This window comes from Halorhabdus sp. BNX81, assembly GCF_029229925.1.
In the GTDB taxonomy this organism is placed as follows: domain Archaea; phylum Halobacteriota; class Halobacteria; order Halobacteriales; family Haloarculaceae; genus Halorhabdus.
Genome location: NZ_CP107254.1, coordinates 399,600 through 422,592, shown reverse-complemented (window position 1 = coordinate 422,592; position 22,993 = coordinate 399,600). Strand labels below are relative to the sequence as shown.

Below are 22,993 nucleotides of genomic sequence, written 5' to 3'. Positions count from 1 at the left end.
CGTGTGTTCGTGACACACGGACTCGCCGGCGCGGAAACAGAACACACAGGTACGACGACGCCCGACGGAAAAGCCGTGAACGAGCGACAGGTGATGGCGTCGCGATGAACCCGCTCATGTCGATCGGCCGGGAGGCAAAGATACTCTGGAGCGAGGGCAGAGGCCCCCCACTCGGAGCCATTGCGGGCACGTGGGGGTTGCTGCTCGGGACACGGATGATCTATCCCGTCCTCCTGCCGACCCTCCGGGACGACTTCGGCCTCCCGCTTTCGGTCGCCGGGTTGCTGGTGACGGTCCTCTGGCTGGGCTCCGCGCTCGGGCAACTGCCCAGCGGCATGCTCGCGGATCGCTTCAGCGAGCGAAGCGTGATGGCCGCCGGGACGCTGGTCGCCGCCCTGGGCGTCTCGCTGGTCGTGGCCGCCCCGACGGCCGGTATCCTCTTCGCCGCCACTGCCCTCGTCGGCGTCGGGCAGTCGCTGTATCCGATCGCGCGGATCACGATCCTCACCGACATGTACCCGGACCGGATCGGCAGCGCGCTCGGCGTGACGATGGCGACGGGCGACCTCGGACAGACAGTCTTTCCCCCGCTCGCCGGCGCGGTGGCCGCCGCGGTCGCCTGGCAGGCGGGCCTCGGCATGATGGTCCCGGGCCTGGTCGTTGCCTCGCTGGTTCTCGTGGTCGTCCTCCCGGGCCAGACCGGCTCGACGGAGCCCAGCGAGGCGTCTGCCGGCGAAACCCTGCGGGAACTGCTCGCCGACCTCCGGGAGGGCAACATCCTCTTTTTCGCCTTTATCCTCTTTCTGTACATCCTCGTCTGGCAGTCGTTCACCGGGCTCTATCCGACGTATCTCGCCGAGCAGAAACCACTCTCGGAGACGACCGCCGGGCTCCTCTTTAGCCTGTTTTTTGCCTTCGGCGTCGTCGTAAAGCCGGCCGCGGGTGCCGCCTACGATCGGATCGGGCCGCGCCGATCGCTGGTCGCCGTCTTCATCGGGCCGATCATCGGACTGGGATTGCTCCCGGTCGTCGACAGCCTCGCGGCGATCGTCGTGATCACGGCCCTCGTGAGCACGATGCTTGGCTCGGGGGCGATCACGCAATCGTTCCTCTCGGAGGCGTTTTCGGATGCAGCCCGCGGGACCGGACTGGGCGTCGTTCGGACCACGGCGGCGACGCTGGGCGCAGCGGGACCCGTCCTGTTCGGTGTGATCGCCGAACGGGGTTACTTCGACGAAGGCTACTTCCTGCTTGCCGGGCTGATGGCGGTCATCGTGGTGCTCACGCTCGTGTTCTTCGAGGAGTAGGCAGGCTAACGCGGCGACTCACGTCCGATCGTGGTGAACGCCTCGAAGTCGACACCCTCGATGGCCGGCGGTGCGTCGTAGGGCCGTCCGACGATGATGTTCCCCGCAGTCTGTGACCCGATCCCGGGCAACGCCTGGAGTTCGTCCATCGACGCCGCGTTGAGGTCGAGTGGGTGGGGCACACCCGTCACAGAGCGATACCCGTGGTCGGTGATCGCCACGTCGATCGTCTTCCCGAGCGGGCGTTCGCCCGGAATGCCAACGAGCAGGGGGTAGGTTCCCAACTGCCGGCCGAAGGTCTTGCCGTCCTGGTGGTATTCGAGATGCACGTCTTCGAGAACCGTCCCCGGGGGTGCGACCCGCTGGAGCATGGGGTTGTCGATCTCCTCGCGGACCTCGCGTTTGTACTGCTGGAATAACTCACTGTGGTCCTGCGCGATCTCGGCACCCGTCTCGTCCATCTCGGTCCCCGGGAACGCCATGACCTGGCGAATGTTGACCCGCCGGATCATGAGTCCCTCGTCGAGAATCCGCTCGAGGAACCGCTTGTTGTGTTCGAACGTCTCCGCTGTCTCGCCTTTCAACCCGTGGACGAAGTTGATCCCGGGCAGGAGCTTCGGCAGGCCGCGGGCGTCTGCAGCCGTCGACGGCCCGGTTCCGGGCGCTTCGCTCCGTGCTCCCGGTCGAAACCCCCCTTCCTCGTTGACGATCCGGACCGCTTCGAAGGCCTCGTCGGCGGTGACGTTGAGGTTGTTGTCACTTTGTACGGCGGGATCGGCCGACTCGACGCCGAAGGCCGCGGTGTCGCCGGGCGTGTTGTGCTCGGCGATGATCCGGATACCCTCGCGGGCCTTTTCAGGCCACTTCACGACCGTGATCGGGTTCATATTGTCGAGATGCAGCGTCTCCAGATCGGGCGCGACCTCGCGGATGCCACCGTACAACTTCCGGAGGGCGTCTGGGTTCGGGGCTTCGCCGTCGCCGCCGTACGCGAGGATGTCGGCCTGCCGGCCAAGCCGAAAGTTCACGACCCCGTGGTCGGAAAGTGCGTCGACCTCGCTGATGATCGCGTTCGGTTCCCGGAAGGAAGCGTCGCCATAGAGCGGTTCGGTACAGAACGAACACCGGTAGGCACACCCGCGCCCGGTCTCGATCTCGCAGATGAGATACTCGGGGTGGTTGGGATGCTGTTCGACGATAAACGCCCCCTCACGCGCCCAGCGTGAGGATTCGGCCATCGTGCGATAGCGGGGCTCGAATCCTTCCAGGCCATTCTCGACGAGATCGAAAACGGCCGCCTCGATGTCCGCACCGGCCAGAAAGTCGAAGTCCAGATCGTCGCGTTCGGGTTCGCTCGCCCCCTCGTTTTCGTCACCGACACCGAACCGGACCGGGCCGCCCAAAATGGTCGTCCCGTCGGCCGTCCAGGCGATCCGCCGAACTTCGTCGGGTTCGGCCGGCGTCCCGCCGACGTAGTTACCGGGGACGGTCATCCCGCCGACGTAGACCGTCAGATCGGCTTCTTCGACCGCCTGCCAGCGGCAATTTTCCTCGCGGAGACCGTCGATCGTGTGATAGGTGATCGACTCGTGGGGAACGCCTGCATCGACCAGCGCGCCGGCGACGTAGCGAGGATACGTGGAGATGTATGGTGGCACCCCGAAGTGTGCCGGTTCGTCGACGTAGCCATCGACGATCGTGACAGTGAGAGCCGCGGGGTCAGTCATCGGAATTGGATACCCGCCGGAAGCGTAAAACCGTGTCTCTACCGCCATCGTGGCCCCTGGCCCCATCACGGTCACCGGCTTCCCCAGCCGGGAGCGATAGCCCGCCGAATGATCAGATCGCGGCCCGGTAGCCAGCGAATGGTGGGACAAACTGTTTTTGTCCGGCGAGAGAAGAGGTCACACATGGATACAACACGCCTGGATCGACGGTTAGTTCCAAAACTGGTCGGCTACGTGTTGTTGCCGTCGGCAGTACTCGGAGTCGGTCTCTGGGGCGAGGACATCAGACCGGCGATACTCGACCTGTCGGTGCTCGAACTGCCACCGGCGGCAGCCATCGCCGTGCTCGGTGCCCTGGCGGGCGCCATATTCATTCGCATGCCGATGGGCGGAGCCGAGGAAGAACCGGCGTTGCAGTCAACCGACGAACGTGACGAAGGATCGCCCCCTCAGCCAACCGATGAGGGGGACGGGACGCTGTTGGAGCGGTTCGGTATTCTCGCCCTCGGGGGTATCGCGTTGCTCGCCGGGGCGATCGCCTCCGTCACCGGCGAGTTCAACACGTACACGGTCCTCTTTTGGATCTGTGTGCCATACGGTGTCGGTATCGCTTCGATCTCCGCGCTCTTTGGCACCGAGCGACCGGAAGACGGATCGACACCACAGTAGCTGCAAAAGTCGATCAGCCCTCGGTTGAACGCACGGGAACCGCTGGCACCACGACCGATATCGCTGCCGGCGGATTTCTGTCGTCTCACCCCGGGCACAACGGCTAAGGAGACGCCGACCAAAATAGGGGACATGAATCAGCTCCGCGAGTTCACCGAAGAGATCGGCGAGACAGTCCTCGAAAACGTCGGCCGTGCGGTCGGCAAGGCCCAGGAACGAACACCCCTCCCCGTCGACCTCTTGGAGAGCGACGATGCCTATCTTGCGGTCTTCGACGCCCCGGACGCGACAAGCAGCGACGTGCAGGTCCAGTTGTCGGGCCGGACTGTCGAAGTGCGACTCGACCGGTTCCGCGAGCCACGTGAGGGCTTCGAAATGCTGTTCCCGGGCCGTGGATTGACCCTCGACGGACACGTTCAACTCCCGCCGGACGCGGCGATCGACGGCGAAGACACGTCGGCGACACTCGCCGAAAACGGCACGCTTCAGGTTCGAGTTCCCAAGAGCGACGACGGCACGACGGTCGACGTGACTGACGAAAGCGACGGAACCACCGAGAGCGACGACAGCGAGTCAGCTACCCACCGCTGAAGCGGTGGGCTTGTCGGTGGACTCCCGTTCAAACTCCAAGCTGGAGTGGACGTTGGACACGTCGCTCACGGTCACCGTCCCCGACTTCAGGGCAAGCTGACCGTTGCCCAACCCATCGGGACGTTTGCCCGATGGTAAAGCTACCAATCTGAGGCCGACGTTCTTCGCCGCGTTGTAGTCACCGTCTACCTCGTACCCACACTCGTTGCACGCGAACCAGCCCGTCTCGCTGTCGCGGTTCGTGCTGGATTGGTGGCCGCACTTCGAGCAGGTTTGGGAGGAAAAGGCAGGGTTGACAGACTCGACGCGAATGCCGTACTCGGCGGCCTTGTATTCGATTTGCCCTTGAAGTTCGCGGAACGCCCAGTTGTGCATCTGCCGCTTCAGGCGCTCGTTGTGGGCGTCCATTCGATCGCGGATGTGGGTCAGGTCTTCGACGGCGACGTACGAACAGTCGTGGCACAGGGCTTCCTCCACGATTCCACGCGAGATGTTGTGCAGGCGATCCAGGACGAAGCGGTTTTCCCGTCCCGACAGTCGCCGCAAGGCCTGCCGAGCGGAACGGGTGCCTTTGTCCTGAAGGCTTCGTCGCACGCGGAAGTAGTGGTTCTGCCCCCACAGCAGTTCACCACCGTCGAAGAACCGTCCCGTGCTGGTCACGGCGACGTTCTTCAGATTCAGATCCACGCCGAGAACGCGGTCGCCGTCACGCTGGTCTACCTCCTTCTGAATGACGATGTGGAGGTAGAACGTATCCTCGTCGGGACGGTAGTGGAGCGTCCCCATCCGCTTCTCGTAGTCGTCGTCTTCGAGGTACGACCGCTGGTACTCACCGAGTACGAAGTCGGCTTCGACGCGGCCGTCGACCGTCGAGAGCGTGGCGTACTCGTCCTTGATCGTCAGCGTGCGTTTGTCGTAGACGGCTGAGGGTTCATCGAACGAGGGGAGTGGGCGGCTGTTGCCCTTCTCCCACTCCGTGACGGTGCTTTTCATCGCTTCGACGGCCTTCGAGTAGGCGCGTACCACGAGGTTCGCGGGCAGGTCGGTCTCGTCCCGCAAGTCGTAGTACACTTCGTCGTGGATTGTGGACTTGTTGAGAATCAGGTCGCCGTCGTCTCTGCCGTGGTCGATGGTGTAGTTGGCGGCAGTGTTGAACTGCTGGATCGTCTGATGGAGGTCCTCGCGCCGCTCCGCGGGCACGTCGAGTTTGACGGGAACGGTGCGTTTGACCTCCATCGCACTCTCACGTGCGGACGATTTGTTTATATATTCTGTGCCAGCGTTGGGGAGTCGGCTCTGTCGTCCTCGTGGGTTGTTCCACTGAGCGTACGCGCTTCCTCCCACCCCTAAAGGGGTGGGCTTCCGCGCTGTACCGCTGTGATCGACGCCCCGAACAGCAATCGGCCGGCGGCCCCCGCGCTGATCACGTCGAGGAGTTCGCCTCGGGCCGACAGTCCAACGTCTGTGGCACTCGCCACTCGGTCGTGAGTTCGAGAAACTGTCGGAGGATGCGGGCGGTCGCCCCCCAGACGGTGTAGCCGTTGACGTGGAAATAGTGGAGCTGAATTGAGCCGTGTTCCGGATGCTCACGACATTCCGTCTCGTAGTTGTCGAGATCGGTCAGCGCATCCACCGGGAGGATCGCGATCTCGGCGACTTCGTCGTCAGTAGGCTCGTACGGTCGATCCGGAATACGGCCCACGAACGGCCGGATCGAATACTCACTGATAGTTCGGATGTCGTCGAGTCGGCCAACGAGCGACACTTCGGTCGGTTCGAGCCCGACTTCCTCGTCTGCCTCTCTGCGTGCCGTCTCCGCGAGATCAGCGTCCGCCGGCTCGTAGCCCCCGCCCGGAAAGCTCATCTGGCCGGGATGGTCGTCGAGATGGTCGGCTCGCTGGGTGAAAAGCAACTGCGGTCCAGCGCGCGTCTCGACGACCCCGACCAGCACCGCCGCTTCGCGTGGAGCAGCCACGCCGGTGGGATCGTGGTCAGCAACCGGGCCGAGATCCATACGGGAACGAACGCGGTCACGACTCTTAATTCGCTCGTCGCTCACCCCGAATCGGTACCTTCGAGGGCATCGTCGAGCCGTTCGCGGGTCGCTTCGAGGTCGACCGGCCCCCAGGCTTCGAGTTCGTAACTCACGTCCAGAAGTGTCTCGATGCGGTCGTGATCGTCCGCCGCGACGGCCTGGCCGGCATCGCTCCGAAACCGGCGTTCGGCGGCGGTCCCGCGCCGTTCGGGATCGATCGATCGGTCGGGGACATCCAGAATGTGTGGCAGATCACGGGCTCCCTCGGGCAACGTTGGAAACGCGACGGGGCCGACCACGACCAGCGGCTGGTCGCCGGGGAGTTCGAGCAGGTGATACGACTCGATGGCAGCGTCGACGACAGCGTCGAACTCGGAGGGGTCCCGGTGGTCGCCCTGCTTGAACGCGAGTTCCGCGAGGGCGTCCCGGAGCGTCGCCGGCGGGAGCGCCCCGAACAGGTCGACGACCCCGGCCAGGTCGTCCGCTGAGAAGTCCATACCCGGTTGTGGGATCCCATCCCCCTTTAGCCCGACGGGTACGGGCCCGGGAGGCCTGTCGACGGGATCAACGGCGATGGTCCGCAAGCGATTCGCTTGCGAGTGTCGCGATTCGGTCCGGCTCGAGTGCCGCGTCCGCCCAGGCCGGCAGTCGGTCGTCATCGACGGGCGGCTCGATCGCCGACGCGTACGCCTCGATCTGCGTGCGTTCGTTCGCCCGTTCGTAGGTGAGGCCGTTGAACGCGGCATCGGCGGCGTACTGGTCGACGGCCGTCCGCGCCGCCGTCCGGTAGCGGTCTCCCAGCGACGCGTAGTCGGGATGAACACCGTTTCCTTCCAGCGTCCGAAAGAGCGTCGCGGCGACTTCACGGGCCATATCGCCCAGCCCGTCCGACCCGCCGACAGCCCGGTGGTCGTGTTCGTGCATGCCGAGATCGACCTGTGCGGTATTTGCGAACCCGGCTACCTCGAAGGCATCGCCGAGCGTGCCGACTTCGAGCCCCCAGCCGCGTGGTGGCCGGAGTTGCCGGACCAGCCCGCTCGTCGCCGCGAACTCCCCCGCGAGCGCGTACCGGAAGGCCCCGAGATATTCGACGACCGGCACGTCGTGGGCATCGGCGAGCGCGCGGAGCAACGGCACGTAAAACAGCCGAAAGAGGCGACCGTACAGTCGGTCGTTCTCGACGCGGGCGTAGTACGCCTTCGAGAACACAAAGCCCCGCGACAGCGGGAAGAGCAACCGGGGGACGTGGGTAGGTGCATAGTTCTCCGTATCGGCATCGTGGACGACGACGTACTCACCGCGCTCGGCGGCGAGTCCGAGCGCGAGCCAGACGTCACGGCCCTTCCCGTGACGCCCGTCGAGGCCCGCGTCCGCGAGCGCCGTCTCGACAGCGGGGGCACTACACCACAGTACTTCCAGCGACAGATCGAACGACGACAGCCACCCCGCGATCTCGCCGACCCGGTCCGTGTCGGCCCGAAGGGCGACGATCACCTGCCCCGGATCGACGGTTTCGAGCGTCGAGAGCACGCGTTCGGCGGCCAGACTGGCGTGATCGCGCGCGGTCATCGGGACGATCACGACGGCGCGGTCAGTCGGGGCTGGCGGGGTCGCCCCATCGAAATCGTGGAGGGTGGCGATCCGTTCTTGAACGTACTCCATTCAGTAGGTCTCCGGCCGGCAGGTCAAAAAAGGGACTGACAACCGCCGGTTTCGCCGGCTCACCCGCCACCGGTGACGAGCGCGGGCTTTTTGTCACATGGTCGCATACGTCTTCGTATGGAATCTGTCAGGAAGGGGCTGCGATCCGGGGATCTGGAGAAAGACACCTACGAGCGGTTACAATGTGTCGAATGCGAGGAGGAGTTGGCGACCGAAAACGACCCCGACGAAGTCGTTTCGGTTCGCGTCTGTCCGGGGTGTGGCCGCGAGTGGAAGCAGGTCGGCTAAGCCAGTCATACCCCCAGAGAGATGATTTACAGCCACTGAGCGGATCTGTTCCAGCGGATCGTGTCACTGCCGGTCGCCTGTCATCGCCTCGAACAGTCGCTCCTGGACGTCCGCCCGCGTCACGCCCTCGCCCGGCCCGAGGCCGTTCATGTGCTCGACGCTGATCTGGCCCCCGCCCATTCGGGCGTGCCCGCCGGCCTCGGCCATGGGAATGTCCTCGACAGCCGCCTGCAGGGCCTTGCCCATGTGAACGCGATCGTCACGCGAACGCCCCGAGAGGTGAAGCGTGTCCTCGACTTCGCCAAAGACGACGATCGCCGTCACACCTTCCAGTCGCAGGAGTTCGTCGGCCGCCTGCGGAATTGCGTCGACGTTCGAGATCGTCCCGACGTCGCTACACGCAAAGGCACCACGAACGTCCCGTGCGGTGATCGCCCGGGCTTTGACTTCGAGCACCTCGGTGTCGACTTCCGGGTTGGCAATCCGGTCGAGTGCCTCCTCGTCGATCCCCGCATAGAGGTACGATGCGGCACCGAACTCGGCGGGCGAACAGCCTTTCGTCAGATGGTTCGTGTCCGCCTGGATGCCATAGAGCAGTCCCGTGGCCGCCGCCGTCGGGAGCGTACAACCGTCGCTTGACTCCTCCGCGTCGGGATCACCCGGCTCGATACCCTGTTCCTCGAAATACTCGGCGACGATCGTCGCACAGGCCCCGTACTCCGGCCGGATGTCGGTGAACACCGTCCCGGTGCCGTCACCGGGATGATGGTCGATGACGGCGACGGGTTCGATCCCGTCCGCACCGGGGAACCCACGCGCTTCGTTGTGGTCGACGAGGACGATCGGATCGGCGTCGATATCGCCGGCTGTCTCGATCTGTTCGAGGTCGAGATCGAGGACGGTCTCGAACGCGCGGTTCTCCTGGTGGCGAATCTGGCCCGCGTGCTGGAGGACGGCTTCGGTATCGACGGCCGACGCGAGTTCCGCGACGCCCTGGGCGGCCGCCATCGCGTCAGGATCGGGATTTGGATGCATCAGGACGCTCACCCGATCGTGGTCCGCCAGGATTCGACGGAGGCGTTGCCCGGGGGATCGCCGAACTCTGCGGACAATCAGGGCAAGACCGATGAGCACGAGGAGGACGGCAACGATCACTGCCGCGGCGAGCAATGGATCGGCTGTCACGCGGTCGAGGAACTCTTCCACACCCACCTGTCCGACCGCGCCAGCAGCGGGGCCCGGGACCGACATACCGGAGACTGTCTCTCCGATCTGTTAAGAAGGTTCGGCAAACACACGAGAGATCGTTTAGAGAAGGGTCAAAACAAATGCGGACGGTAGAAACCCGACATAACCGACGGCACAGCCGGCAGCGATCCGCTGGGTGGCAGTCTGTGGCGAGTGCGTCGTTCGAGGGGAAGGGGCGCTCAGGATCCCCCGTCCTCGGCCCGATAGCGATCGATCGCCGCGCGATAGCCCTCGCGATAGGTCGGGAACGCAAACTCGTAGCCGTCCGCCCGGAGTCGGTCGTTGCTGACGCGTTTGCTCGAGCGGATTCGCCGGCGGGTCGACGCCCGGTCGACGTCGGCGAGTCGTTGTTCGACCGTCTGTTTCGGCGGGAACTCGACGTCACACTGTTCGGCCAGCCAGTCGGCGAATCCCCACTTCTCTACCGGTTCGTCGTCGACGACGTTGACGAGTTCGCCACGGCCGCGGTCGGTAGAGAGCAGGAACCGGACCGCGCCGGCGGCGTCGTCGCGATGGACCATGTTGAGCACGCCGGCCGTGACCGGGCCGTCGAGGTATCGCTGTAAGCGGTAGCGATCCGGGCCGTACAACCCGCCAAAGCGGGCGACCGTCCCGTCGATGCCCGCCGGCGGGCGCTCACGGGCCAGCCGTTCGGCCTCGGCCAGGATTTCGGTCCGCTCGTCGCCGGGGTCGAGGGGGGTCTCCTCGTCGACCCACTCGCCGTCGTGGTCGCCGTAGACGCCCGTACTCGACGTGTAGACGAACCGATCGGGCGCGTTGTCCCGACCGGCGAAGTGATCGATCGCCGTCCGAAGGCCCTCGACGTAGGTCTCGCGGGCGGCGTCGGCGTCACGGCCGCCGGCGCTCGCGGCGAAGACCACCCACTCGGCGTCCGGGACCGATTCCAGGGAATCGGCGTCCGTGACGTCGGCCCGGACAGGTTCAGCCCCGGCTTCTTCGACCGCCGCGAGTCCCGCATCCGACCGGCGAACGCCGACGACGTGATGGCCGGCCTCGCCGAGTTGGCGGGCGAGTTCACACCCGACGTAGCCACACCCCAGAATGGCGACGCGGGTCACCGTTCCCCCGCGACGAAGACCCGAATCTCGGCGTACTCCGCGAGGTTCATCGGATGGCGTCCCTCCATCTTTGCCTGGAGTTCCTTGGGAGTCGCGTCGCCATCGAGCCCCTGGGCGAGCGCGTCCACATCGAGAACGGCGCTCGACAGTTCGAGCAACAGCCGATCGCGCGCCTCGGCGGCGATGGCGTCGGCGTCACGGTCCGTGGAGAGAGCCACGATAGCGGCCGCTTCCGCGAGAGTGAGCGTCGGCGATTCGGCGTCCTCGTCGGCGAGTGCGCTGACAGTGTCGCCGTCGAGCGCAGTCCCTTCGACGACGGCGTGTTCCCCGACCGTTTCGACGGCGTCCGTGACGACCGCCTCGTACGCACGACGGAGTGACGGCGCATCGTGGCCGTCAACGTCCACAGCTGCGAGCATAGGGCCCGGTAGGGTTGGGCCCTACAAGGAGGCGTCGCCACCGGTAGTTTTGCGCGCGGGCACTGATGACACGACCATCGCCGAACTGTCACAAGGTTTGAATAGTCGGTAGGCCAACCCTGGAGTATGAAGGTCGTCCTGATTGGTCTCGGCCAGGCCGGGGGAAAACTCACGCAGGCACTGGCTACTTACGATTACGAGATGGGATTTGACGCGATCCGGGCCGCGCTCGCGGTGAACACCGCCCGGGCGGACCTCCAACCCCTGGAGATCGACACGATGTTGATCGGCCAGGACCGGGTCAAGGGCCACGGGGTCGGCGGCGACAACGAACTCGGCGCGGAGATCATGCAGAGCGAGGCCACGGAAGTCCTCGACGGTCTCGACGGCCGGATCACCTCCCAGGCGGAGGGTATCTTCGTCGTCGCCGGACTGGGCGGGGGTACCGGGAGCGGCGGCGCACCCGTCCTGGCGAAGGAACTCAAGCGGATCTACGACATCCCCGTCTACGTCCTCGGCGTGCTGCCCGGCCGCAGCGAGGGGTCGATCTACCAGGCCAACGCCGGTCGGTCGCTGAAGACCGTCGCTCGCGAGGCCGACGCGACGCTTTTGGTCGACAACGACGCCTGGCAGAGCGCCGACGAGAGCGTCGAGGAAGGCTTCGAGACGATCAACCGCCAGATCGCCCAGCGCATCGGCTTGCTGCTCGCTTCCGGTGAAGTCATCGACGGGGTCGGCGAGAGCGTCGTCGACTCCAGCGAAGTCATCAATACGCTCCGGCCGGGCGGCATCGCGGCACTCGGCTACGCGAGCGCCGCGGCCAGCGAGGACAGCGCCGAAAACATCAACACGATCACGAGCCTGGCCCGCAACGCCCTCCTGACCGGAACCAGCCTCCCGAACGCCGTCAAGGCCGAGACAGCACTGCTCGTGATCGCGGGCGAACCGGATCGCATTTCCCGGAAGGGCGTCGAGCGCGCCCGAAGCTGGCTCGAAGACGAGACCGGCAGCCTCGAAGTTCGCGGCGGTGACTTCCCGCTCGATAGCGACCGGCTCGCCGCGCTGGTGTTGCTCGGGGGCGTCGAGCGCTCGAAACGGCTCCAGGCGTTTCTCGACCGGGCCGCCGAAGCCTACGAACAGGCCGCCGACCAACAGGCCGAGCCGACAGCGGACTTCCAGAACGACGATCTCGAAAACCTCTTTTAAAAACAGTCGTCCCGACCGCTACTCGTTATCGGGTTCGTTCGCGCGCTCTGCCTCCGCACTTTCGGTGTCCGTCGCCTCCTCCTCGTCGATGTCGATGTCCGCGATGGCGTCGGCGATCTCGTCGTCGTCGGCCCCGTCCTCGGGCTCCGAGGCCGGTTCCGGAGCTTCCGCAGTCGACTCACCGGGCGGTTCGAGGTCGTCCGAATACGCGAACTCCGAGACGGACTCGTCGGTCGCCGCCTCGGCGTCCGCTTCGTCGCCGAACGCGAAGCCGGTTTGGTCCGCGGCGTCGTCGGGGGCATCGGCATCGGGTTCCTGGGGCGTCGGCTCAGTCCCGGGCGTCCCCGTCGCCGTGTCGGTAGCCGCGCCACTGCTTGTGTCGTCCCACGTGTCGGTCTCCCGGGACGCATCGAACCAGGCCGCGGGCTCGGAACTGGTAGCCACCGGTGACTGCTCGACGCCGGCGTCTTCCAGCGCCAGCGTCAACGACTCGATGCGGCCCTCTAGCTGTTCGAGGCGCGCCTCGATGCGTTCACCAGGCGGCTGCAGAACCGACTGGCGGTGTTCGAGCAGCCAGTGGACGTACGCCTCGGTCGTCGCGAAACCGCGCTGCTCGGCCTCGGCCGACAGCGACTCGCCCAGGTCCGGGTCCAGATCCAGATCCATCCATGCGGGGGTAGGGGGTGTCGGCGCAAAAAGGTGCGGGACGGCGCTTCAGACCAGGCTCGACCCGTCGAAGTCGGTACGATCGTACTCGACGTCCATGAGCGAGAGGATCGTCGGGGCGACGTCGTACAGGTCAGCGCCCGAGACGGTCGCGTCGTCGTCTTCGATCAGCAAACTGGCGTTGTCGAAGCTGTGCATCCCGTTGCGCGGGCCGGTGCCGAAGACCGACTCGCTCCCCTTGAACCCGGCCTTCAGGTCGAAGCCGTGGTTCGGGATCACGACCAGATCCGGCGCGATGTCGTCGTGGTCGCCCCGGAACGCGTCCTCCTTGGTGACGACCCGGTCGGCGACCGGATTCCCGTCCGGCCCCTCGAGGGCTTGTAGCTTCGCTTTGAGGTCGGCCCGGACGTCCTCGTAATCCTCCTCGGGGACGCCGCCGTTGGCTTCTCGCTCCTCCAGGTTGATGTAGAACCGACCGGGAATCAGCGAGTACGCCTTCGTCGATTCGTCGAGGTCAGCAAGCTCCTCGTGGTCGTCAGTGTCGAACGTGAGCCATCCCTCCTGCTCCAGCCACTCGTTGAGGTGAACCTCGTAATCGAGTGTGGTAAACCCGTGATCGCTGGCGACCATCATCGTCACGTCGTCATCCAGCAACTCGCGGAGCTCACCCAGGTACTGATCGACCGTCCGATAGAACTCGAGGAATTCTTCCTTGTACTCGCCGTCCTCCTCGTAGTGTTTGAACAGGAAGTGGTTGACCCGGTCGGTCGTCATGAAGACGCCGAAAAACAGGTCCCAGTCGTCGGCCTCGATGTAATGTTTGAACGCCTCGAAGCGTTTTTCGAGGGTCTCGTGGGCGTCCGCGAGGAAGTCGCTCTTGTCGTCGTCGTGGCCGAGTTTGGCGTTGACATCGATCCGGTACTCCAACTCCTCCAGGGTATCCCGTAGTTCATCCGGGTAGGCGGCCTCCTCGACGCCCGGGGAGAGAAAACCCGAAACCATCCGCTGGACGTCACGCTGTGGCGGGAACGTGACGGGGACGTTCAGCACCGTTGCGTCCCGGCCAGCCGACTGGACGCGATCCCAGAGCCGCGTGGCCTGGACGTCACGCCCCATCGGGACGTACGTCTCCGCAGAGCCGACTTCCCGGTCCTGGAAGCCGTAGACGCCGGTTTCGCCGGGGTTGACGCCAGTCGTCAGCGACGGCCAGCAGGCCGACGATTCCGGCGGCACGATACTGTCGATCGCCCCGCCCGCGCCCTCCGTTGCGAGTGCGTGCAGGTGCTCGAACTCCTCGTCGTGTTCGGCGATCAGGCTATACGGGACGCCATCGATGCCGAAAAAGGCGACTCGCGGATCGTCGTCGCCGCGTATCCGATCGAATAGACCCATATCTCGCGATACTGTGGTCTGACACAAGAAGGTTCTTCTAGGGGCCGAGGCCGACGGCTAACCGCGACGGCGGCAAGGCTTGCACCGTCAGTCGCCCCGATCGGCCGAACGCTCGGCCGGCATGGGGGCTGAATCGGCCGGTTTGAAGTTCTCCGGGACGACGGTGTAGTGAGCGATCCCGACCGCTTGGCGTTCGGTTGCCATCACACTCGAAAACAGGGCCGGGACACGCAAATAATTACCCATAATTATACCGCATGGGCGCGGTGGCGGGGTATAACCGGCGGGAATCGTAGCTGTGACTGCGTTACTCGGCGATCTTCTCCTCGTAGAGCTCGCGGGAGTGCTCGATGGCGTCTTTGGCGGCGGCCGCGTCCTCCCAGCCCAGCGTCTCGACTTCCTTGCCTTCCTCCAAGTTCTTGTAGGTCGCGAAGAACTCGTCGATCTCGTCGAGGGTCTGCTGGGGGATGTCATCGAGATCCTCGATGTGGTCGTAGCGGGGGTCCTCGGTGGGGACGGCGATGACCTTGTCGTCCTGTTCGCCGTCGTCATCCATCTGCATCAGCGCGACCGGGCGGGCCTCGATGACACAGCCCGGGAACGTCTGGTCCTCGACGAGCACGAGGACGTCCAGCGGATCGTCGTCGTCGTAATGGGACTGCGGGATGAACCCGTAGTCGCTGGGGTAGTGGACGTTGCTGTGGAGGACGCGATCCAACACGACGCCCGGCAGGCCCTTGTCGTACTCGTACTTGTTGCGCTCGCCTTTGAGGCACTCTACGACCGCGTAGATCTCCTCGGGCGGGTTCGGCCCCGCTTCGAGGGCTTCGAAGAGGTTTACCATCACCTGACTCTGGCGGGGGCCACCAAAAAGACCTTTCGAGTCGGGAGTTCCAGCCCGAAGACAACCCGAATATCAATCTTGATATTTATCGGATCGGCAAATCGTCCCTCGGTGCCATGTGCCACCCCTTCGGAACAGTATTTTCAGAAGAGGACTCACAGAAAGCAGTCGTTAGAAGAGCGCTAACCGAATCAGAACCGTTCTTAGAGAGTGATGAAAAGATTCGTGCCGCTCCGACCACAGGTAACAAAGGTTAAATGTCCGGATGACATTCCTTTAGTTATGTCAGAGGCACAAACCGAAGTCGCGCCTCCAAGCATTGCCCGAGAACTCAGTGCGTTCCAGCAGAACATCCTGGTCATCCTGGCCGAGGAAGCGCGCTACGGCCTCGCCGTCAAGCGCGAGCTCGAAACGTACTACGACTCCGACGTCAACCACGGCCGGCTGTACCCGAACCTCGACGACCTCGTCGAGATGGAACTCGTCGAGAAGAGCGAGCTCGACAAGCGAACTAACGAATACAGCGTCACCGAGAAGGGCTACGAAGTCCTCCTCGAACAACTGGCCTGGGAGTTCGGCAAGATGGTCACCGAGGAATCGCGCGCCGACGACATCCGAGAGCTGCTCGAAGACGCGGCCTGAGGTCCCGAACAGTATTCGCGGTCCGTCAGCGCAGTTCGCGTTGACTTTTTTCACACGTCATAGCCGTTGGCCTCGCGGTCGATCGACGGACACTCGCCGTCGACGACTTCGAACGCGTGTTCGAGTGACTCCGTGAGGACCGCACGCTGCTCGTCGTCGGGGAAGGCGTTGCGCGGGAAGTATTCCGCACGAAACTCGGCGACGTGATCGGCGGTCGCGTCGGCGATCCGCAGTGCGTGATGGTTGCTCATGAAGTCGGCGAACGCCGCCACGTTCGCGGCGCGGACCGAGCCGTGGCGTTCCGCAACCGCGTCGACGACAGCGCGGTTGTCGGCGTCGACGGTCTCCCAGTCCGCGTCGGTTTCGGGGTCGAGCGGGCGCTCGACCGCGCGCGAACGGTCGTCGATCCGATCGAGCACGACCTCCCCGTCGTCGAGCCATTCCGTCGGATAACACACCAGCACGTCGCCGTCGCGTTCCGAGCGGATGCGCGCCTCGAAGCCGTGGTCGGCCAGCAGTTCGTCACGGCGGTCCCGAAGCCCCGTGGCGCGTTCCTCGTCGGCGCGACGCGCGTGGCGGGTGAGTCGCTCGACTGTCTCGATCACGTCGGCCGGGAGGTCACCGGCTGTCGTATCGCTGTCTGTCGAATCTCCCTCAGCCATCCTCGAACGCCTCCTTACCCATCCTCGAACGCCTCGTTGGCGAGTGAATCGGCGCGCTCGTTGATCTCCCGGGGGACGTGTTCGATCGACCAGTCGTCGAATTCGCGAAACAGTTCCCGCACCCGGACGCGGCGCTCGCGGAGGTCGGGATCGTTGGTGTCCCACTCACCGCGAACCTGGCGGACGGCCAGTTCGGAGTCACTGCGGACTTCGACGGAATCGAAGCCGTAGTCGGCGGCGATTTCCAGCGCGTGAATCAGCGCCTCGTACTCCGCGCGGTTGTTGGTCGTCGAGCCGATGCGTTTGCCCCCCTCGGTGACGATGCCGCCGTCGCCGGTGAGAATCACCCAGCCGATGGCCGCCGGGCCGGGGTTGCCACGCGAGGCCCCGTCGACGTAGACGTGCGCGCGCCCGCCCTCGTCGGTCAGGACCGCGGTCAGTTTCCCGGGATCGCTGCCCTGCACGACGACTTTCCCGTCGTAGGCGACGGCGGTCGCTCCATCGGACTCGGCCCGCCAGCGCTCGTGATCGGTGTTGCCCGACTCGACGGCGATGCCCGCGGCTTCCAGCCGTTCGCGGGCGGCCGCCGGGTCGCACTCGATGACCGGCATTGGGGGGGGCTATCCGGGCGAGCGGTTAGGGCTTTCCGGTCGGTGACAGTCGGTCGACCGGGTCGCGACGGAGCGCGATCCCAAAAACAGACGAGGCCGGCGTTAGGACCGCCAGTAGGCCCGCGTCAGCAGCACGAGCACGGGGAAGATCTCCAGTCGGCCGATCCACATCAGAAAGACCATCAGGAATTTCGAGGTCCAGGGGAACGAGAGGTAGTTCTCCATCGGCCCGACAGCGCCGAATCCCGGCCCGACGTTGCCGATGGTCGCCGCGATCGCGCTCATGCCATCGAGGACTTGCAGTTCCATGCCGATCCGCCCGGCGTCGAGCATGAGGACGACGACGCTGAGGAAGAACAGCGCAATGTACAGCAGCGTGAAGGCGTGGATCCCCCGGATCGCCGACTCGTCGAGCGCCCGGCCACCGAGTCGGACGGGCTTGACGGCCTCGGGATGGACCGTCGTGAACAGTTCCCGCTTGATCGACTTGGCGATCACCAGCCACCGGACCATCTTGATCGCGCCGCCGGTCGATCCTGCCGAGCCGCCGAGGAACATCCCAAAGAGCAGCAGATACTGGGCGGTCATCGACCAGCCGTTGAAGTCGAAACTTGCGTACCCCGTGGTGGTGACGATCGAGACCACCTGGAAGAGGCCGTGCCGAAGTGACTGCTCGACGCCCGCAAGACCGACAGTACCGGGGAGGCTCGACCCCACGAAGAGCACCACCGTGACGACGGCGGTCAGAGACGCCATCGCGCCGGTGTAAAAGCGGAACTCCTCGTCTGCCAGCAGCGACCGTGGGTCGCCCCGGACCAGCCCCCAGAACAGCGCGAAGTTCGTTCCGGCGACGACCATGAACGGGATGATCGCCCACTGGACGGCCGCCGAGAACACCTCGATCGAGTAGGCCTCCGGCGAGAACCCGCCGGTCGGCAGCGTCGTCAGGCCATGCGAGATCGCGTTGAACAGCGTCATCTCCTTGGCGAAGCCGGCGAGATGGAGGCCGTACAAAAGCGCCATTTCGAGGACGGTAAAGGCGAAGTAGGCGATCCACAGTACCCGGGCCGTCTCGGCGATCCGCGGCGTGAGCTTCTCGATGCCGGGGCCGGGCGCTTCGGCGTCCATCAACTGTGCCCCACCGACCGAGAGTTCGGGCAGGATCGCCACCGCGAGCACGACGATCCCCATCCCGCCGAGCCACTGGGTGAGCTGTCGCCAGATCAGGAGCGCGTGGGAGTGGTGCTCGACGCCGATGTTCTTCATGACCGTCGCCCCGGTCGTCGTGAAGCCGCTCATCGACTCGAACAGCGCGTTCGGGACGTGGGGCCAGCTAAGCGTCGACGCCGTGCCGTGCTCCGCGAGCAGATACGGGAGCGTCCCGACGAGTGCGACCGCGAGCCACGTCGACGCGACCATCAGAAAGCCCTCGCGTGCACCGATGTCCCGGTCGTCGTCGAGTTGGGAGAGGCCGTATCCGAGCAGCGTCGTCACGACGATGGTCGCCAGAAACGGCATCCAGCCTTCGCCATAGAGCAGGGCCGTCACCAGCGGCAACAGGAGTGGGACCGCCAGGTACAACAGCACCCGGCCCGTCAGCGAGAGGCTGGCCCGCCAGTCGACCCGAAGGTGGCCGTTCATATTTTGGCGAGTGTCTCTTCGAGGGCAGTGGCTTCGACGAAGAAGACGACGTGATCGCCTGCGTGGACGACCGTGTCTCCCCGTGGCCGGACGAACTCGCCGTCGCGGACGATCGCACCCACGACGACGCCGCCGGGCAAGTCTGCGGCGGCCGACTGGATGGTCCGGTCGCAAAAGACACTCTCGTCGTCGATCTCGATCTCGATGACTTCCGCGCGGTCGCTCTCGATGATCGCCACGTTCTCGGCGTGTTCCTCGCGCGTGAACCGCGTGATCTCCTCGGCAGCCACCTCGCGGGGCTGGACGGCCACGTCGATGCCGACAGTTTCGAACAGGTCGACGTACGACCCCTCCTCGACGACGGCGATCGCCCGGTCGGCACCCAACCGCTTGGCGAACAGCCCGGCAAGCAGGTTCGCCTCGTCGGACTCTAGGGTCGTGACGACGACGTCGACCGCATCGATGTTCTCGCTCTCCAGGAAGTCCCGATCGGTAGCATCCGCTTCGAGGACCGTCGTCTTCGGCAGCGACTCGGCGAGGAACTGCGCCCGTTCGGGGTCGCGTTCGATCAGCTTGGCCCGAATACCGCGTTGTTCGAGGAGCCGTGCGGTCTGGTAACCCACCGAACTCCCGCCGACGAGCAACACGTCGTGGTAGTCGTCGTCCGGCGCGACGGCGTGGCTGAACGCCGTCACCGCCTCGTCGGTCCCGATCACGATGACTTCGTCGCCAGCCGACAGTCGAGTGTCACCGCGCGGGATGACGATCTCCTCACAATCCGCCTCGTCGTCGGGACAGATGATCGCCGCGAAGGTGAGATCGTCGAATCGGTCGGCCTCGGCGACGGTCTGTCCGGCGACGGGACTCCCCGCGGCGAGTTCGAACTCGGCCATCTGGATGGTGCCGTCAGCGAAACTGTCGACGTCCCTGGCGGCCGGGAGGCCGATGATACTGGCGATCTTCCGGGCCGTCAGCAGGTTCGTCCCGACCATGACGTCGACGCCGAGCGCCCCCTCGGCGTTCTCCCAGGTGTCTAAGTACTTGGTATTGCGAACGCGGGCGATGGTCGTGACGTCGTCGAGGGTCTTTGCGGTCCCACAGGAGACGATGTTGGTCTCGTCGTCGTCCGTGACGGCGATCAACAGTTCGGCGGCCGCCAGACCGCCCTCCTGTAACGTCTCAATGGCCGCCCCGTCGCCCTCGATCGCAAGCACGTCCAGATCGTAGGTCAGCGCCTCGACGCGATCACCGTCGACGTCGACCACGACGACTTCGTGTTCGTCGGCCAGGCTAGCGGCGATGCTCGACCCGACTTCGCCGGCACCGACAACGATCACGCGCATCCGGGCCCCTCCATCATTGTCGCCAACTACCCCCCCGTCCGGGAAGTGTGTTTTCCTCCGGAACTCCGACGCCGGCTATGAAGCGTACTCTTGGTCGTGATCGATGAACACGACACGGAAACGGACCGGGGTTGCCCGTCGCCGTTGCGCAGTCGCTCACTGCGTCCCGAACACTGTCAGGCCGATCGAGCTTACTGGGCCCCGAACACCGTCAGCGCGTCCGTCTCCAGCCCAGTCTTCGAAAACAGCGAGACGACGTCGCCTGCCCGAATGACCGTCTCGCCTTTCGGCGTGAGGACGTCCCCGTCGCGTTCGATGCCGACCACCAACATTTCGTCGGCCAGCAAGTCCGACTCGACGGCGTCCTCGATGGTTCGGTCGGCGATCTCGGCCCCCTCCGAGACCGTGAATTCGACGACCTCCGCGCCGCCGGCAAGCCCCATGAAGTCCGTCAGCGACGGCCCCTTCGGGGCGTCCTCGGGACCGAACGGATCGTAGGGCCGGAAGTACTGCTCCTCGATGACACTCTCGTCCTCGATCGTCAGTCCGAGATCCGACAGTTCGGCCGCGATCCGCCCGATGTCGTCCGTATCGGTCCCGACGACCGTGATCGTGAGATTCGTCGTCCCGGCCATCAACTCCCTGGCGGCAACGACGCCCGAGATGTCCAGGGCTGCCTGTGCGAGGTGATCGCGATCCGGGATCGGAGCCGTACACCGGAACTCGTAGGTGACGTGCCCCTCGATGGCTTTGTAGTCGATGTCCGCGAGATACCCCCGCAGGATCCCCTCCGTCTCGAGCTGGCGGATCCGGTTGCGGATCGTCGCCGCCGTCACCTCCATCTCCTCGGCGATCTCCGGGGCCGCCGTGTTCCGGGCGTCCGCCGCCAGATAGTAGAGGATGCGCTTGTCGATCTCGTCGAGGCGATGGTCCATGCGCGCGCTACGACCGTCCCGCATAATTACCTCCCGATATATCAGTGGCTGACGAACCCGTCCACTCGAAATATAATCTATCCGCTACTATTTTCGGAGTTTGTCCATACACGGCATTCATTTTCGTATCGAAAACAGAATCCGTGGATATATACCTTTTCGATAATCTAGCGGCAGGTAGACAGTGATCGGCGGACACGGCCACCACCCATGACCCAGCCAGACGACGAGTCGCCGGACGTCCCCGAGGACGTCCAGGCGGCGCTCGACGACAGTAGCGACCGGCAGCTTCGAGAGATCGTCCACGACGCCCAGGCACGTCTCGAAGCACATCCACCACTGAACGAGGAGGTGCCCCTGGAGACGGGCGAGACGTTCGTCGGCGAGGAGGTCGAACTCGACGAGGCGGTCGTGGAGGCACTCGACACGAGTGACGACGAGTTGCTGCGGGGGGTCGTCACGTACGCTCGTCAGTGCCTCGAGGACCGCCCACCGCTAACGGCGGTCATCGAAGCCCGGGACAACGAGGAACTCGTCCGAATGGAAGACGAAGGACCGTACACGACCGTCGTCGTCGAGCGGCCGGACGAAACGGGCGCGGCACGTGGCCCCTTCGCATACATGGTCCAGTGGGAACCACACGTCGACGACGAGGGCAAATACAAGTGGCACTATCTCGGCCGCGTCTTCGACGAGGAGGAGACCTGACGTGGACGAGTCGCTCCTCGGGCGCGTGGTGGTTCCGGTCGCGAGTCGCGACGACGCGGCGGCGACGGCGGCCGCACTCGCGCCATACATCGACGCACCGGATCGAACAGTAATCGCGGTCCACGTCATCGAGAAGGCCGACGGCGCACTCGACAAGGCCTCGATCGAACAGCGCGAGACGGACGCCGAGGCAATGTTCGGGATCGTCACCGAGGGACTCGACGGGGTCGACGCCACCCTCGAAACGGAGATCCGCTACGGGACCGACGTCGCGGGGACGCTCGTCGAGACGGCGGACGACGTCGCGGCGAGCGCAATCGTGTTCACGCCGCGGGGCGGTAGTCGATGGAAGCAACTCCTCTCGGGCGACGTGACCCACAACCTCGTCCACGAGAGCGACGTGCCGGTCGTCGTCCTTCCCGATCGAGAGGTGAGCGAGGCGTGAGCGAACGTGCCGGTTTGAGAGCGTCGGTATCGGCCGATCTAGCTGAGTGAACATACTGAATAGGAGCTATGTACGTCATCATCGTCGGTGCGGGAGACATCGGGACGCCACTGATCGACATCGCAACGCGATCAGGCAACGAGGTCGTCGTCATCGAGCGCAACGCCGAACGGGCCAACCGGGCGGCCGATCGCTTCGACTGTCTCGTCCTCGAGGCGGACGCGACGACCAACAACACCTTAGAAGAGGCCGGCGTCGAGCAGGCCGACGCCGTGGTCTCGACGACCGACCGGGACGCGACCAACGTCATGGTCTGTCTGCTCGCCACGGAGTACGAGGTGCCGTCGATCCTCTCGGTCGTGCACAACCCCGAGCACATGAGCCTCTTCGAGCAGATCGGGGTGAACACCATCGAGAACCCCCAGCAACTCATCGCCGAGTACCTCTACCGGTCGGTCGCACGGCCGGCGATCGTCGATTACATGCGTATCGGCGAGGACGCCGAGGTGTTCGAGATCGCCGTCACCGAGAACGCACCCATTGCCGGGAAGACACTCACTGAAGCAGGAGAGGGTGACATCCTCCCCGAGGATACGCTGATCGTCGCCATCGACCGTGAAGGGGAGGACAGGCCACTGACGCCCCGCGGGAACGTCCGGATCCGGCCGAACGATCTGTTGACGGTGTACTCGGCACGCGGGGCCGACCCGGAACTCACGGACGTCTTTGGCCATTACGAAGACCAGACAGCATGAAACACTCGACCGACGCGGTCCCCACCGCACGCACTGGCGAAACGTCCAGCGATCGAGGCGGTGATTTGGGACTCCGTCATTTATTAGCCGGTCCAGTCTGTGGGTCCGGGTATGATCG

Annotated in this window: 25 protein-coding genes; 9 read left to right on the top strand and 16 right to left on the bottom strand. The window is 65.0% G+C overall.

Going from position 1 to position 22,993, the window contains the following annotated elements; genetic code table 11:
• Window positions 1-104 precede the first annotated feature (104 nt).
• The gene (locus HBNXHr_RS02065; protein ID WP_275882966.1) at window positions 105-1,307 is read left to right on the top strand and encodes an MFS transporter; all 1,203 of its coding nucleotides are present in this window, start codon (window positions 105-107) and stop codon (window positions 1,305-1,307) included.
• A gap of 5 nt (window positions 1,308-1,312) precedes the next feature.
• On the opposite strand, the gene HBNXHr_RS02060 is transcribed toward HBNXHr_RS02065, so the two are convergent.
• On the bottom strand, window positions 1,313-3,034 hold the full coding sequence (locus HBNXHr_RS02060) for a radical SAM protein (RefSeq protein WP_275882965.1): 1,722 nt from the start codon (window positions 3,032-3,034) through the stop codon (window positions 1,313-1,315).
• A gap of 183 nt (window positions 3,035-3,217) precedes the next feature.
• Here HBNXHr_RS02060 and HBNXHr_RS02055 point away from each other — a divergent pair, with 183 nt between their 5' ends.
• Both HBNXHr_RS02055 and HBNXHr_RS02050 read left to right on the top strand, forming a co-directional pair.
• The gene (locus tag HBNXHr_RS02055; protein WP_275882964.1) at window positions 3,218-3,703 is read left to right on the top strand and encodes a hypothetical protein; all 486 of its coding nucleotides are present in this window, start codon (window positions 3,218-3,220) and stop codon (window positions 3,701-3,703) included.
• A gap of 132 nt (window positions 3,704-3,835) precedes the next feature.
• Complete coding sequence (locus tag HBNXHr_RS02050; protein ID WP_275882963.1) at window positions 3,836-4,294, top strand: Hsp20 family protein; 459 nt, start codon at window positions 3,836-3,838, stop codon at window positions 4,292-4,294.
• Here HBNXHr_RS02050 and HBNXHr_RS02045 read toward each other — a convergent pair.
• From HBNXHr_RS02045 to HBNXHr_RS02030, 4 genes are all read right to left on the bottom strand, one after another.
• Window positions 4,277-5,530, bottom strand: coding sequence for a transposase (locus tag HBNXHr_RS02045; protein WP_275882962.1), 1,254 nt, complete (start codon window positions 5,528-5,530; stop codon window positions 4,277-4,279). The genes HBNXHr_RS02050 and HBNXHr_RS02045 overlap by 18 nt on opposite strands.
• Before the next feature lie 187 nt (window positions 5,531-5,717).
• Window positions 5,718-6,308 (bottom strand): CoA pyrophosphatase, encoded by a 591-nt coding sequence (locus HBNXHr_RS02040; RefSeq protein WP_275739015.1) that lies wholly within the window; start codon window positions 6,306-6,308, stop codon window positions 5,718-5,720.
• 41 nt (window positions 6,309-6,349) lie between these two features.
• The gene (locus tag HBNXHr_RS02035) at window positions 6,350-6,826 is read right to left on the bottom strand and encodes a hypothetical protein (protein ID WP_275739014.1); all 477 of its coding nucleotides are present in this window, start codon (window positions 6,824-6,826) and stop codon (window positions 6,350-6,352) included.
• A 67-nt stretch (window positions 6,827-6,893) separates the two neighbouring features.
• Window positions 6,894-7,991, bottom strand: a complete 1,098-nt coding sequence (locus HBNXHr_RS02030; RefSeq protein WP_275882961.1) for a glycosyl transferase family 2 — start codon at window positions 7,989-7,991, stop codon at window positions 6,894-6,896.
• 117 nt (window positions 7,992-8,108) lie between these two features.
• Between HBNXHr_RS02030 and HBNXHr_RS02025 the strand changes: the two genes are divergently transcribed.
• Window positions 8,109-8,279, top strand: coding sequence for an HVO_0758 family zinc finger protein (locus tag HBNXHr_RS02025; protein WP_275739012.1), 171 nt, complete (start codon window positions 8,109-8,111; stop codon window positions 8,277-8,279).
• A 63-nt stretch (window positions 8,280-8,342) separates the two neighbouring features.
• Here HBNXHr_RS02025 and HBNXHr_RS02020 read toward each other — a convergent pair whose 3' ends face one another.
• The 3 genes from HBNXHr_RS02020 to HBNXHr_RS02010 all read right to left on the bottom strand — a co-directional run bounded on the left by HBNXHr_RS02020 (window position 8,343) and on the right by HBNXHr_RS02010 (window position 11,025).
• Window positions 8,343-9,530, bottom strand: coding sequence for a bifunctional oligoribonuclease/PAP phosphatase NrnA (locus HBNXHr_RS02020; protein ID WP_275882960.1), 1,188 nt, complete (start codon window positions 9,528-9,530; stop codon window positions 8,343-8,345).
• 176 nt (window positions 9,531-9,706) lie between these two features.
• A complete protein-coding gene (locus tag HBNXHr_RS02015; RefSeq protein WP_275882959.1) occupies window positions 9,707-10,606 on the bottom strand; it encodes an SDR family oxidoreductase in 900 nt (299 codons plus the stop codon).
• Entirely contained in the window at window positions 10,603-11,025 is a 423-nt protein-coding gene (locus HBNXHr_RS02010) for a DUF5791 family protein (RefSeq protein WP_275882958.1), read from the bottom strand. The genes HBNXHr_RS02015 and HBNXHr_RS02010 overlap by 4 nt, the downstream gene beginning before the upstream one ends.
• Before the next feature lie 126 nt (window positions 11,026-11,151).
• On the opposite strand from HBNXHr_RS02010, the gene HBNXHr_RS02005 reads away from it, so the two are divergent.
• Window positions 11,152-12,231, top strand: coding sequence for a tubulin/FtsZ family protein (locus HBNXHr_RS02005; RefSeq protein ID WP_275739008.1), 1,080 nt, complete (start codon window positions 11,152-11,154; stop codon window positions 12,229-12,231).
• 18 nt (window positions 12,232-12,249) lie between these two features.
• On the opposite strand, the gene HBNXHr_RS02000 is transcribed toward HBNXHr_RS02005, so the two are convergent.
• From HBNXHr_RS02000 to HBNXHr_RS01990, 3 genes are all read right to left on the bottom strand, one after another.
• On the bottom strand, window positions 12,250-12,897 hold the full coding sequence (locus tag HBNXHr_RS02000; RefSeq protein ID WP_275882957.1) for a hypothetical protein: 648 nt from the start codon (window positions 12,895-12,897) through the stop codon (window positions 12,250-12,252).
• 48 nt (window positions 12,898-12,945) lie between these two features.
• On the bottom strand, window positions 12,946-14,289 hold the full coding sequence (locus HBNXHr_RS01995; RefSeq protein WP_275882956.1) for an alkaline phosphatase family protein: 1,344 nt from the start codon (window positions 14,287-14,289) through the stop codon (window positions 12,946-12,948).
• Window positions 14,290-14,596: 307 nt separating this feature from the next.
• On the bottom strand, window positions 14,597-15,133 hold the full coding sequence (locus HBNXHr_RS01990; protein WP_275882955.1) for an inorganic diphosphatase: 537 nt from the start codon (window positions 15,131-15,133) through the stop codon (window positions 14,597-14,599).
• Between the two features lie 282 nt (window positions 15,134-15,415).
• On the opposite strand from HBNXHr_RS01990, the gene HBNXHr_RS01985 reads away from it, so the two are divergent.
• A complete protein-coding gene (locus HBNXHr_RS01985; protein WP_275882954.1) occupies window positions 15,416-15,775 on the top strand; it encodes a helix-turn-helix transcriptional regulator in 360 nt (119 codons plus the stop codon).
• 50 nt (window positions 15,776-15,825) lie between these two features.
• Here the strand turns inward: HBNXHr_RS01985 and HBNXHr_RS01980 are convergent, their stop codons facing one another.
• From HBNXHr_RS01980 to HBNXHr_RS01960, 5 genes are all read right to left on the bottom strand, one after another.
• Window positions 15,826-16,437 (bottom strand): rnhA operon protein, encoded by a 612-nt coding sequence (locus HBNXHr_RS01980; RefSeq protein ID WP_275882953.1) that lies wholly within the window; start codon window positions 16,435-16,437, stop codon window positions 15,826-15,828.
• Window positions 16,438-16,451: 14 nt separating this feature from the next.
• Entirely contained in the window at window positions 16,452-17,048 is a 597-nt protein-coding gene (gene rnhA / locus HBNXHr_RS01975) for a ribonuclease HI (protein ID WP_275882952.1), read from the bottom strand.
• Between the two features lie 102 nt (window positions 17,049-17,150).
• Window positions 17,151-18,689 (bottom strand): TrkH family potassium uptake protein, encoded by a 1,539-nt coding sequence (locus tag HBNXHr_RS01970; RefSeq protein ID WP_275882951.1) that lies wholly within the window; start codon window positions 18,687-18,689, stop codon window positions 17,151-17,153.
• A complete protein-coding gene (gene trkA / locus HBNXHr_RS01965; RefSeq protein WP_275882950.1) occupies window positions 18,686-20,032 on the bottom strand; it encodes a Trk system potassium transporter TrkA in 1,347 nt (448 codons plus the stop codon). Before trkA ends, HBNXHr_RS01970 begins: the two co-directional genes overlap by 4 nt.
• Window positions 20,033-20,223: 191 nt before the next feature.
• The gene (locus tag HBNXHr_RS01960; RefSeq protein ID WP_275882949.1) at window positions 20,224-20,967 is read right to left on the bottom strand and encodes a TrkA C-terminal domain-containing protein; all 744 of its coding nucleotides are present in this window, start codon (window positions 20,965-20,967) and stop codon (window positions 20,224-20,226) included.
• A 210-nt stretch (window positions 20,968-21,177) separates the two neighbouring features.
• Between HBNXHr_RS01960 and HBNXHr_RS01955 the strand changes: the two genes are divergently transcribed.
• From HBNXHr_RS01955 to HBNXHr_RS01945, 3 genes are all read left to right on the top strand, one after another.
• Window positions 21,178-21,675: a hypothetical protein gene (locus HBNXHr_RS01955; protein ID WP_275882948.1), complete on the top strand. Its 498-nt coding sequence runs from the start codon at window positions 21,178-21,180 to the stop codon at window positions 21,673-21,675.
• 1 nt (window position 21,676) lies between these two features.
• Window positions 21,677-22,120: a universal stress protein gene (locus HBNXHr_RS01950; RefSeq protein ID WP_275882947.1), complete on the top strand. Its 444-nt coding sequence runs from the start codon at window positions 21,677-21,679 to the stop codon at window positions 22,118-22,120.
• 68 nt (window positions 22,121-22,188) lie between these two features.
• On the top strand, window positions 22,189-22,875 hold the full coding sequence (locus HBNXHr_RS01945; protein ID WP_275882946.1) for a TrkA family potassium uptake protein: 687 nt from the start codon (window positions 22,189-22,191) through the stop codon (window positions 22,873-22,875).
• Window positions 22,876-22,993: the final 118 nt, after the last annotated feature.

Bases quoted from the DNA above. Each gene is read 5' to 3' on its own strand.
- HBNXHr_RS02005 (WP_275739008.1), top strand. From the start codon at position 11,152: ATGAAGGTCGTCCTGATTGGTCTCGGCCAGGCCGGGGGAAAACTCACG.
- HBNXHr_RS02020 (WP_275882960.1), bottom strand. From the start codon at position 9,530: ATGTCGGTCCCGGGCCCCGCTGCTGGCGCGGTCGGACAGGTGGGTGTG.
- HBNXHr_RS02050 (WP_275882963.1), top strand. From the start codon at position 3,836: ATGAATCAGCTCCGCGAGTTCACCGAAGAGATCGGCGAGACAGTCCTC.
- HBNXHr_RS02040 (WP_275739015.1), bottom strand. From the start codon at position 6,308: ATGGATCTCGGCCCGGTTGCTGACCACGATCCCACCGGCGTGGCTGCT.
- HBNXHr_RS02010 (WP_275882958.1), bottom strand. From the start codon at position 11,025: ATGCTCGCAGCTGTGGACGTTGACGGCCACGATGCGCCGTCACTCCGT.
- HBNXHr_RS02025 (WP_275739012.1), top strand. From the start codon at position 8,109: ATGGAATCTGTCAGGAAGGGGCTGCGATCCGGGGATCTGGAGAAAGAC.
- HBNXHr_RS02000 (WP_275882957.1), bottom strand. From the start codon at position 12,897: ATGGATCTGGATCTGGACCCGGACCTGGGCGAGTCGCTGTCGGCCGAG.
- HBNXHr_RS01985 (WP_275882954.1), top strand. From the start codon at position 15,416: ATGTCAGAGGCACAAACCGAAGTCGCGCCTCCAAGCATTGCCCGAGAA.
- HBNXHr_RS02055 (WP_275882964.1), top strand. From the start codon at position 3,218: ATGGATACAACACGCCTGGATCGACGGTTAGTTCCAAAACTGGTCGGC.
- HBNXHr_RS01955 (WP_275882948.1), top strand. From the start codon at position 21,178: ATGACCCAGCCAGACGACGAGTCGCCGGACGTCCCCGAGGACGTCCAG.
- HBNXHr_RS02035 (WP_275739014.1), bottom strand. From the start codon at position 6,826: ATGGACTTCTCAGCGGACGACCTGGCCGGGGTCGTCGACCTGTTCGGG.
- HBNXHr_RS02030 (WP_275882961.1), bottom strand. From the start codon at position 7,991: ATGGAGTACGTTCAAGAACGGATCGCCACCCTCCACGATTTCGATGGG.
- HBNXHr_RS02045 (WP_275882962.1), bottom strand. From the start codon at position 5,530: ATGGAGGTCAAACGCACCGTTCCCGTCAAACTCGACGTGCCCGCGGAG.
- HBNXHr_RS01960 (WP_275882949.1), bottom strand. From the start codon at position 20,967: ATGGACCATCGCCTCGACGAGATCGACAAGCGCATCCTCTACTATCTG.
- rnhA (WP_275882952.1), bottom strand. From the start codon at position 17,048: ATGCCGGTCATCGAGTGCGACCCGGCGGCCGCCCGCGAACGGCTGGAA.
- HBNXHr_RS02065 (WP_275882966.1), top strand. From the start codon at position 105: ATGAACCCGCTCATGTCGATCGGCCGGGAGGCAAAGATACTCTGGAGC.
- HBNXHr_RS01990 (WP_275882955.1), bottom strand. From the start codon at position 15,133: ATGGTAAACCTCTTCGAAGCCCTCGAAGCGGGGCCGAACCCGCCCGAG.
- HBNXHr_RS02060 (WP_275882965.1), bottom strand. From the start codon at position 3,034: ATGACTGACCCCGCGGCTCTCACTGTCACGATCGTCGATGGCTACGTC.
- trkA (WP_275882950.1), bottom strand. From the start codon at position 20,032: ATGCGCGTGATCGTTGTCGGTGCCGGCGAAGTCGGGTCGAGCATCGCC.
- HBNXHr_RS01995 (WP_275882956.1), bottom strand. From the start codon at position 14,289: ATGGGTCTATTCGATCGGATACGCGGCGACGACGATCCGCGAGTCGCC.
- HBNXHr_RS01945 (WP_275882946.1), top strand. From the start codon at position 22,189: ATGTACGTCATCATCGTCGGTGCGGGAGACATCGGGACGCCACTGATC.
- HBNXHr_RS01970 (WP_275882951.1), bottom strand. From the start codon at position 18,689: ATGAACGGCCACCTTCGGGTCGACTGGCGGGCCAGCCTCTCGCTGACG.
- HBNXHr_RS01980 (WP_275882953.1), bottom strand. From the start codon at position 16,437: ATGGCTGAGGGAGATTCGACAGACAGCGATACGACAGCCGGTGACCTC.